Source organism: Agrobacterium sp. 10T429 (assembly GCF_056393925.1).
The window spans coordinates 1-8927 of the sequence record NZ_JBFTGV010000021.1; the positions used below are offsets into that span (position 1 = coordinate 1).

General features: G+C 55.0%; 10 protein-coding genes and 1 pseudogene. 4 read left to right on the forward strand and 7 right to left on the reverse strand.

Annotated elements, in window-relative coordinates; genetic code table 11:
* Positions 1 to 133: 133 nt before the first annotated feature.
* Positions 134 to 454 carry a hypothetical protein gene (locus AC1DCP_RS26190; RefSeq protein ID WP_476774851.1) on the forward strand — a complete coding sequence of 107 codons (321 nt, stop codon included), beginning with the start codon at positions 134 to 136 and terminating at the stop codon, positions 452 to 454.
* Positions 455 to 477: 23 nt separating this feature from the next.
* Here the strand turns inward: AC1DCP_RS26190 and AC1DCP_RS26195 are convergent, their stop codons facing one another.
* From AC1DCP_RS26195 to AC1DCP_RS26210, 4 genes are all read right to left on the reverse strand, one after another.
* Positions 478 to 618, reverse strand: a complete 141-nt coding sequence (locus tag AC1DCP_RS26195) for a hypothetical protein (RefSeq protein ID WP_003518781.1) — start codon at positions 616 to 618, stop codon at positions 478 to 480.
* Positions 619 to 991: 373 nt separating this feature from the next.
* On the reverse strand, positions 992 to 1759 hold the full coding sequence (hpaI, locus tag AC1DCP_RS26200; RefSeq protein WP_112153422.1) for a 4-hydroxy-2-oxoheptanedioate aldolase: 768 nt from the start codon (positions 1757 to 1759) through the stop codon (positions 992 to 994).
* 7 nt (positions 1760 to 1766) lie between these two features.
* On the reverse strand, positions 1767 to 2549 hold the full coding sequence (gene hpaH / locus AC1DCP_RS26205) for a 2-oxo-hept-4-ene-1,7-dioate hydratase (RefSeq protein ID WP_476774852.1): 783 nt from the start codon (positions 2547 to 2549) through the stop codon (positions 1767 to 1769).
* Between the two features lie 19 nt (positions 2550 to 2568).
* Positions 2569 to 3462: an intradiol ring-cleavage dioxygenase gene (locus AC1DCP_RS26210; RefSeq protein WP_476774853.1), complete on the reverse strand. Its 894-nt coding sequence runs from the start codon at positions 3460 to 3462 to the stop codon at positions 2569 to 2571.
* Between the two features lie 248 nt (positions 3463 to 3710).
* On the opposite strand from AC1DCP_RS26210, the gene AC1DCP_RS26215 reads away from it, so the two are divergent.
* The 3 genes from AC1DCP_RS26215 to AC1DCP_RS26225 all read left to right on the forward strand — a co-directional run bounded on the left by AC1DCP_RS26215 (position 3711) and on the right by AC1DCP_RS26225 (position 6025).
* On the forward strand, positions 3711 to 4445 hold the full coding sequence (locus tag AC1DCP_RS26215) for a GntR family transcriptional regulator (RefSeq protein ID WP_019567163.1): 735 nt from the start codon (positions 3711 to 3713) through the stop codon (positions 4443 to 4445).
* Positions 4442 to 5260: a sugar phosphate isomerase/epimerase family protein gene (locus AC1DCP_RS26220; RefSeq protein ID WP_035200713.1), complete on the forward strand. Its 819-nt coding sequence runs from the start codon at positions 4442 to 4444 to the stop codon at positions 5258 to 5260. The genes AC1DCP_RS26215 and AC1DCP_RS26220 overlap by 4 nt, the downstream gene beginning before the upstream one ends.
* Before the next feature lie 609 nt (positions 5261 to 5869).
* Positions 5870 to 6025, forward strand: coding sequence for a hypothetical protein (locus AC1DCP_RS26225; protein WP_174003900.1), 156 nt, complete (start codon positions 5870 to 5872; stop codon positions 6023 to 6025).
* Between the two features lie 1550 nt (positions 6026 to 7575).
* Here the strand turns inward: AC1DCP_RS26225 and AC1DCP_RS26230 are convergent.
* The 3 genes and pseudogenes from AC1DCP_RS26230 to AC1DCP_RS26240 form a co-directional block, all read right to left on the reverse strand.
* Positions 7576 to 7979 (reverse strand): annotated as a pseudogene (locus AC1DCP_RS26230) (PIN domain-containing protein).
* Positions 7976 to 8221, reverse strand: coding sequence for a type II toxin-antitoxin system prevent-host-death family antitoxin (locus tag AC1DCP_RS26235; RefSeq protein ID WP_080671390.1), 246 nt, complete (start codon positions 8219 to 8221; stop codon positions 7976 to 7978). Before AC1DCP_RS26235 ends, AC1DCP_RS26230 begins: the two are co-directional and overlap by 4 nt.
* Before the next feature lie 145 nt (positions 8222 to 8366).
* Positions 8367 to 8927: site-specific integrase (locus AC1DCP_RS26240; RefSeq protein ID WP_476774854.1), on the reverse strand; the 561-nt coding region annotated here is incomplete at its 5' end.

Consider the following 8927-nt stretch of genomic DNA (forward strand, 5'->3'; position numbering starts at 1 on the left):
CATGGCCACGCCAAATCGCCGACAACGGCATTGTCAAAAGCGCAGATCGATACTTATCGAAAACTTCCAAAGGCGCTGGCAACTTGTCCCTCCCAATCCATAAAGGGATGGAACTTCCCGATGATCGAGAACTTTGTCAACAGGGCCTAGCTCTCAGACACGCGCAATTCAGAAATATAGAAGCCGCCTGGGCGACCGCGGTCTCGCTCGTTTTGAGGTGCTCGGGCGCGATAGTGATCGCAGCCTGATTAGATCACTTGCGCGCCGATTGGCCGAAGATGGCCCGGAAGCTGCCAATCTACGAGCCTTTGTAAGCGAAACTCTCGCTGGAGAGCCGCCGAAAAAGGGAGGGATTGTCGCAGCACTCCGCCGATCACCACTGGTTGGAGCAGATCTCGACACACCCCGTTTACGCGAAGAAAGTCCATTCTGCTTCCAAACCAATGTGGATTGAAGCAAGTTGACACCTGTCGGCGCTCAGTTTCCTTTGGCCTCGTTATCTTTCTTAGCCTGATCGTGATGCCACTTGATGGCGTAGTACATGCCAATGCCCAGTACGATAATTTTGAACGGCAAGAAAACTATTGGGAAAAAGTCTACCCATTCCAGGTCAGCCATTTCGAGTACTTCCAGTCTGTTGCTTGGAATTGTCTATGCTTTTGCATAGGACACACCCGAAATGCTCCTTTAACAACTCAATTACAAGATCGACAGGCATGGTCTTTTTGACGCAGCCTCGCCTCCTTTGTGCCGGCTGCTAACGTGATACAGGGCTCCTCAATCAGGAGCGACACGCCGCCGCGCGCAGGTGCATGCTCGCTATCAGGCCGGATGGAAAGACTGTTGACACCGATACGGTCGGACCGGTCTCGGCCTCGAATGCGAGTTGGCACGCGTTTGGATCGGATGGCCGCATCGCTCTCACATGCCAATCGGTTCACGCCCATAGGCGCAAGTTCGGTGACGACGTGCCCGGAAGCTCGCATGTCTACTACTGTTTCGAGAACCTGGCCGCCAGTGCTTCTGATCCGCGCGCCAGCAATGCGACATCGACACCGACGGCAGTGAACAGCGTTCCCAATTCCATGCAACGTGCCGCGAGTTTCTCGTCAGGCGTGAGTATTCCTGCCGGCTTTCCGAGCCGTTTGAGTAATGCGATCGTATTTTCAATCGCCTCGACCACTTCCGGGTGGCCTGGTTGTCCCGGATAGCCGAAACTGGCTGCGAGATCCGCCGGGCCGATAAATATCCCGTCCACCCCTTCGACCGATGCCATGGCCTCGATATGAGCAATAGCCTCCCGCGTTTCGACTTGAACGAGAACACAAATCTCCCCCTCCGCCTGCTGGGCATAATTCTTTACCCTGCCGAAACGTGTGGCACGCGTAAGGGCCGAAACGCCTCGAATTCCTTTCGGTGGATAGCGGGTTGCTTCCACCGCGGCTTTCGCTTCGTCTGCATTTTGAACAAAGGGGATTAGAAGAGATTGTACACCAATATCTAGGAATCGCTTGATCAGCACTGGATCGTTGACAGCTGGGCGCACCACCGGGGCGACATCGTAAGCGGCGATCGCCTGCAATTGTGGCAGCACGGTCAGCACGTCGCTGGGCGAATGTTCGGTATCAAACAACAGCCAATCGAACCCGGCTGGCGCCACGATTTCGGCAGCGTAGCTCCCTGGAAGCCCGCACCAAAGTCCTATCTGGCTTTGCCCGGCCTGCAGTTTTGCTTTAAATTTATTGACTGGAAGATCCATCTCAACCTCACGTAAAAGAGACGCCGATCGAGCCAACTGGCCCATAATCAGCCTGAATGACATCGCCCTTTATGATGTCGACCGGTCTCGTAAATGAGCCCGCAAGGACGATCTGACCTTTTTTCAAGCCGCCGCCGACGGCATGAAGTTTGTTGACCAGCCATGCAACGCCGGCGGCCGGATGACCCATGATCGCGGCTGAAACCCCGGACTCTTCGATAATGCCGTTTTTCGACAGAGTTGCTCCGACCCAGCGTATGTCGATATCAAACGGGCGGATCACCCGCCCACCCACGACGATTGCTCCGAAGGCTGCATTGTCGGCGATTGTGTCGGTAATCGCACGCGGAACTTYGGTTCTGTAATCGATGATCTCGAGCGCAGGCAGAATGAACTCCGTCGCGCGCATGACGTCATAGATACGGGTGCCCGCTCCCTCCAGGTCTTCACCCATTACGAACGCCAACTCGACTTCCAGGCGCGGCTTGATGAACAAATCCGTATTTATTTGCGCGCCGTCATTGTAGAGCGCATCATCCAGGATCACCCCATAATCCGGCTCGGTCATCTTGGATGCCATTTGCATGGCGCGAGACGTCAGACCTATTTTGTGACCGACAATCCGCGCGCCGCGCGACACACGCAACTCGGCCCAAAGCGCCTGAATGCGATACGCATCCTCAATTTCGAGCTCGGGATAAGTTTTGCTGGGTTGGACAATGGGAGTCCGCGTGGTTTCGGCCTCCAGGATGGCCCTGGCTGCTGTCTGGCGTTGTTCCTCGGTAATCATTATCCGGCTCCAAATAACGTTATTTTATTGGCGGGCGCGGCAAGAGAGCCTCGCCTGCTTCCATGACATAAGTGTAGTCGAGCGAGAACCACGGCGCCTGAATGTCTCGGTTGGTTGGATGCGGTTCGTCGTGGCGAATGAAATCGCCGGTGAGTGCCGCAGTCACGCCAAACTGAACGTCGGATTCGATATTCGGATCGCTCGGATCGAAAACCTGCGAAATCAGCGTCTTGTAACCCCGCTTGAAGATCAGCGCGTGCAAATGTGCCGGTCGAAAAGGATGACGGCCCTGAGCCTTGAGCATGCGTCCGACAACGCCATCGACGGGGATGGGATAACCAACCATCTTGACTGTCTGGAACCAGAAACGTCCCTCCCCGTCCGTCGTGAATTTGCCGCGCAAGTTCATCTCCGCCTGATCCGGATCCTGGTTCTCATAAAGACCGACAGGGGATGCGTGCCAGACGTCGACTTCGGCACCAGATATCGGATTGCCTTCGCGATCGATGACACGAGCATGGACGAAAAGCGGCGTACCGGGCGTGTAGGACCGGATGATCGTGCCGCCGTTTTCAACTCTTGGAGAATTCAGGCGCCAAAATGGTCCAAGAAGCGACTGTGAAGTCTCTGTTTGTCCCTTGTCACCGTTATTGAGCAGGCAGACAAGGGACGAAACGCCAAGTGAGCCGGACATGAGGACAAATTCGTTATGACTGTCGGTTTGCATTTGGCCGATCTCGTTGAGAACCGCAGTCGCTTCCCGGAATTCCACCTCGGTCAGCCGCACTTCGCGAACGAAAGCATGGAGATGTTTCACCAGTGCCATCAGGATGTCCCGCATCCTTGGATCATAGGTCTGGCCCATGGCCGCAATCACGGCGGGCGTTAAGTCTCTTTCAGATTTAATCACCATCGTTACCTCCCAACGCTCGAGTGATACGTAAATAATCGATTATCTGTCAAGCGCTCATCAACGCCCCCAGCGTCAGGATTCTGTGAAATTTCAAAATTATGAGATAAATAGCTGATATCGAAGCTTTTTCCTCTCGACATGCTGAATTGTGCTGTCAAACTATGGTGGAAAACTCCAAATTCGTTGACAATAATAATCGTTTATAATATCGCCCATCAACCAAGCGCGACATTCGCGTGGGAGGTTTTATGAAGCGACAGAGTGCCTCACCCGACGCACCCAGCGAGCAAGCTGGAAATGGTGACTTTGCCGATGACGGCAAGAATACGATTGGAAGCCAACTGGCATTCCGGCTGCGCGAAGCAATTATTTCCGGAGGGCTGGAGGCTGGCAGCAAGATCAATCTCGACAAGGCGCGACAGTCATTCAATGTGAGTCTCAGCCCCTTGCGCGAAGGCCTTGCGCGCTTGATTTCCGACGGGCTGGTAGAGTTTGAAGACAATCGCGGCTATCGGGTCGCGCCAGTATCGCTGGCAAATCTGGAAGAGATCACGAGTCTTCGCGAGGAGTTGGAGGTTTTCGCGTTGAAAGAGTCGATTAGGCTCGGTGACGCGGAGTGGGAAAGCAATGTCATGCGCGCGCTTCACAAGCTCAACCGTGCCGACCGCGATGCGAACAAGCCGGAAACTCTCGAATATTGGGAGATGGCGCATCGCGACTTCCATCTCACCCTTATTTCGGGCTGCGGAAAGCCGCTTCTCCTGCATTTCTGCAGGACCCTACTCAATCTAAATGATCGATATCGCAGAAAATTCCTGACCCAGACTTCAGGCGATCGAAATGTCAGCCAGGAGCATAGTGAAATCGCTCAGGGCGCTGTGGCGAGAGACAGCGATTACGCGACTGACAAGCTTCGTCAGCACATCCATCGCACCGGCGCTAACCTGCTTGATCATTTGGCTCGTACCGGAGTTGTGCGATGACCGATGCGGTGAAAGAGTCGCCCGTCGGCATCGCCCATTTCTCTGCGATCCAACTGCCGCCCCAGCAGTTCGTCAGGCATGCTGCAGTTGCAGGCTTCAATTCCGTAGGACTTCGGCTGCATCCCGCTTTCCCTGGGGCACCCTATTACGAGTTGCCGCAGGGCAGCAGGGATGCAATGGAGTTTCGAACTCTACTCGACAGCGAAGGCATCAACGTTTTTGATATCGAGTTTTTCATTATCGGCCCGGATTTTAACGCTGCCCTCGTCGAACACATCGTTGCCGCCGCCGCCGATATTGGAGCCAAGCGCCTGTCCGCATGCGGCGACGATGGCGACTTGCAACGGCTAATCGGCAATTTGACGGAGTTCTGCCAGCTTGCCGCACGATATGGGCTGGCTGTCGACGTTGAGAACATGGGTTGGCGCACTATCAACACCTACAGCAAGGCTGGTGCGCTGGTCACGGCGTCCGGCCAAGACAATGCAGGTGTCTTGGTCGACGCCATTCACTTTTTTCGAAATGGCGGAAACATTGACGAGATCAGAACTGATATCGTACGGCACGTGCAACTCTGTGACGTAGTGGGGCCGGCACCCAAGCGTCCAGAAAACATGATGACCGAGGCCCGGGCAGGACGGTTGGCGCCAGGTGATGGCATATTGGGGTTGAGCCAATTGCTAAACAAAGTTGCTGGCCATGCCACGATATCGGTAGAGGTGCCATTGGTTGGCGACATCGATCCGCTGGTTCATCTGACAACGCTCAATATGAAGTCCCGGAAAATTCTTCAGCGGGTAGCTGAACAGTTTTAAAGAAGCCTTTGTCGGGCTCCCCCTGCCCCGCTCAGGGGCGCCGTTAATGGGGCTGTGCGGCACGAAAGTTTCTGTAGCGAGCCACAGGGCCCTGTGGCTCGCCGTACGATCGCCACGACAGATCACCAGTATTTGTTTTGGTTCAGGGTTTGGGCAATCGAACTAAGCGGCCATTGGGTGGGAAATTAAATGAACAACGGAACCAGGTTTGTGGCCTGAAGAATATGGTTGTCGCAGCCTGTTCGCCCCCTCGCCGTACTCATGTCGAGTTTGCCTCGGCGATCAGATTTCATAGTTTCCGCCCCCACGCGCGCTGTTGGTGGCCTTGGGTCGAGGGATCGAGCAGCAGAAGTTATCCTCACACTGAAGTGCACATTCTGTTACAGCATAGTCCAATCCGTCTGTTGCAGCAGCTTACGGGCTCGGATGTAAATGCATTAGGAATGCCGGTTGTCCACGTCCCTACCCTGCTCAAGTGGATATTGTCGCTTGGTGTAGGTCGTCGGGGTTGCGGTGACGGTTTTGCATGAGATCAACCTGCCCCCTGCCCCCTGCCCCCTGCCCCCTGCCCCCTGCCCCCTGCCCCCTGCCCCGGTGTCGGTATGACTGTTGACCTTTGAAGTTGATGCAGGACTGCAAACCTTGTCAGCTGACAAGGTTTTCGATAGCGAGCGTCGTAAACCGCTGACGCTGGTAGCTGGGCGAACTTTAGCGGTCGCGGCAACTGATGATCTGGTATCTGGGCTTCCTCAAGAGATGAGCTGATCCGTAGCCAGAGCCGCGTCTCCAAAACCTTGTCAGCTGACAAGGTTTTCCGATTGGGCCTGGGACGTCAACTGTCGCAAAACCATTGATGATGCGCTCACGCCTACGCTGCTTGTACCGTACGGATAAATTCTGCCCGTTCACAGATATCAGCGGACAAAAAGTCGCCTCTTGTCGGGTCAGCCCTTCTGGCTGCGGCTTCGAGCCGGCTTTGCGGTTCAGGGCGCAGGAAAGCCTTTGTCACCCGTCCCGGCCCCAGGGAGCGAGCCTAGCATGGTATTAAACCAGTTTTGACCCGGGCAAAATTGTTAAAGGCCGGGCACCGGGGTTTAGCCGAGGAAAACGTCCGACGAAGTCTAGCCTTTTCCGGAGCCGTCGACACCGCGTTGATTGGCTCCTGGCGCTTCTCTTGAAAAGGCTGCATTTTTCTCAGGTTGATGCGGCTTTTGCCGCCATGAAAGCGACTTGCGTACGCTCAACAATCAGCTTTGGCGCCAACTACGCGACGGCGCAAAAGAACGGTCGAAAAAACAGACTTGTTTAGAGAACGTATCGATCGGATTGCCGAGGGACCGAAAAAGGACGCCGCGCTTCGACGATCTGTGCCGTTTGAAAGACTTATTGGCCAGCCAAGGGAGCTCATCAGAATATCCCAAGCACATGGCAAGTGAGGAATTTGACTACCAGAACCACCAGAACGATCGAATCCTCGCTGCGCCCATTATTTGCTTTCGAAATATTCCCCTTGGTAGCGGGGCATCTGCAGCGGAAATACCTACTAAAATTGGAATGGGGAGAACTTCAGAAAGCCTGCTTATCTGGAGGGACAGCAGAGAGATTTCTGCCTGTCGGCAGAGGAGGGCGGTCACGAGGGTAGAGACCGTTTGTAGGATCCCGCTGCTGATTTTTTCCAGGCTGCGAATTTTCCTGAAGATAGCAGGTTCTTTTCGCTGTTCTTAAATGGAATTGGGTAGAAGCGGTCACAGATCTGATCGAAACTCGAAATGAGCAGCGCAAAGCCGGCCTTCCGTTGCCCTTTCGTCCACGAAGAAAATATCCCCTTGGGCGGTCGATCATCTCAAATACTGCAGGCTGTGCTGGACTAAGGTGCTGTCAGAGACCGATGATATACCTGCCTGCGCGCCAAAATCCTCGCGCAATGCATCGTCGATGACGGCCTCCAACGCATAAGTGATAGCTTAGCTCTATCGTCGAGAAACGCGAGAGATCGCTTCAACAGCCTATGCTGCGGCCAAAGGACAGGCCAGAGGATCCGAACGCCATATCGGACGCCGATTTCTTCAAAAATGTTTATGCGGCTGAATAATTTGACGCTGCTGCTCTTATGCTCGGCGCACATCGTGGGCCAACCCAAGGAACGAGCCTTGCTTGCCTTTCACAATTCGCGAGTGTTCATTCACGTGATGGATGACTTCATGCAGCCAGATAAGGGGCGTGTGGTCAGCAATAAGAAGATTACGGCGTGATTCCTGAGCATTTTGTAGGAGAGCGTTCAGTCCAGCCCTTTCAATCGAAAAGCAACGGCCAGATCAGTCCACCCACTGATTACTGATTTTTATTCCGAAGCCTTCTAAATCCTTGATGTTGCGCGTCGCAAGGGTCAATGGGTGAGTGACGGCTGTAGCAACCATCGAGCCGAGCCGGCGACCATTTCGCTTGGCAAGGGCCATCAGATAGGCCCAGGCAAAGGCGGCATGACCTGCCACCGGAATAATCCTGTTTTCTTAAGCGTTGAGGCAGATCATGCGTGAGCCGTTCGTCCAAGGCGCCAGCCGCTATCCATCAGCGCGACACCGCGGCGAATTTCAGCAATAGAGACGATGCTGATTAAGGTTCGATCCACGTCCAGCCCTTGAAGGCACTTCAGACATCCTTCATCAGGGCGAGGCTTTGTAACTTTCGACAGAACATTCGTATCGAGTAGAAGTCTCACAAGGACAGGCCACGGGGCTCGTCGTGTTGTCTCTCAGTATCCAAGTCGGCGCCGTATAGGGGCGATGCCGACAGAAATTCCGCAGGCGATCCCCTGCGAGTAATTTTCTTCAGCCACTCTTCTGCAGAAACAACAACCACGCTCGGTTTTCCATTGCGGGTAATCGTCTGCGGCGCCAACTGGACGCACTCCCTTTGATCGTCTCTGGTGAAGCCTGCCTTGCTTCTGCACGTATCGATCAACGACTTAGGCAGAGGAGGCCATGCCAGCCTGTGGAGAACGTCAGAGAAGCGGGATTTCCGACCTTGCCTAGGTCGTCAGGGAGACCGATTGACTGTGCAACCAGTTCCCACAAGCCGGGGCATCTGATGCTACGCATGAGCGCCACTACAGAATGCGTGCCGCACGCCCGCTTCGCCTTGTGGCGTTGTTATAGTAGCTGGAAGCCTGCTGCATCGACCGATGTCTGGACTGCTCCATCGCCTCGAGAAGGGGAATTCCGCGATTGGCGGCCTCCGTCAAATATCCCGATCGTAGCCCGTGCGCTGAAAATTCCCCACTGTCCAACCCTGCCATCTGTGCGCGCTGCTTGAGGATCGCATTGACCGACTGCGGATCGAGCGCACGCCGCGAGACGGTGCCCCATCGCCCGATTCCCCGAAACACGCTGCCCTTTTCGATCTTTGCGGCCGCCAGCCAGGCGTTCAGCGCCTCGACAGGTCGGCCTGTGAGATAGACGACATCGTCCTGCTCGCCGGTCGTCGTTTTGGTTCGACCAAGATGGATGGCAAGTGAGGGGAGGGGAGGACCGTCGTTCACCTCGATCGGTGGCTCGACTGTCAGCTGCTCGACGCGTAGCCTGGCGATTTCGCTGCGTCGACGGCCGCCGGAAGCAAAGGCGACCATCAGGATTGCCTTGTCGCGTAGATCGCGCAGGCTGTCTGACTC